This window comes from Pseudoalteromonas sp. 19-MNA-CIBAN-0066 (assembly GCF_040308705.1).
Classification (GTDB): Bacteria; Pseudomonadota; Gammaproteobacteria; order Enterobacterales; family Alteromonadaceae; genus Pseudoalteromonas; species Pseudoalteromonas nigrifaciens.
In genome coordinates this window covers 1-235 of the sequence record NZ_JBEONZ010000432.1, presented here as the reverse complement: position 1 = coordinate 235, position 235 = coordinate 1, and the positions used below count along the sequence as shown (strand labels likewise).

Here is a 235-nt window from a genome sequence, read left to right as displayed (position 1 = left end):
GCCAACATTTCTGCGCGGCGAACAACAGGAACTCTTGCGGCTTTGGCTGCAATAATTTCAGGATTTGTTTCATCAATCGCACTTGAAACAACGACTACATTGGCATCTTTCACGTTATTTTCATGATGGCCTATAAATACTTCTGCACCGGCTTTAATTAAACGATCTGTCATAGCGCTATGGGCAATGTCAGAACCTGTAATACGGTAGCCTTCAAAAGCGAGTACTTCAGCAA

The 235-nt window shown here is 43.0% G+C and carries 1 protein-coding gene; it reads right to left on the bottom strand.

Annotated elements, in window-relative coordinates; genetic code table 11:
* The coding region (locus AAEZ18_RS19710; protein ID WP_352256145.1) for a Mur ligase domain-containing protein at positions 1-235 on the bottom strand (235 nt) is incomplete at both ends.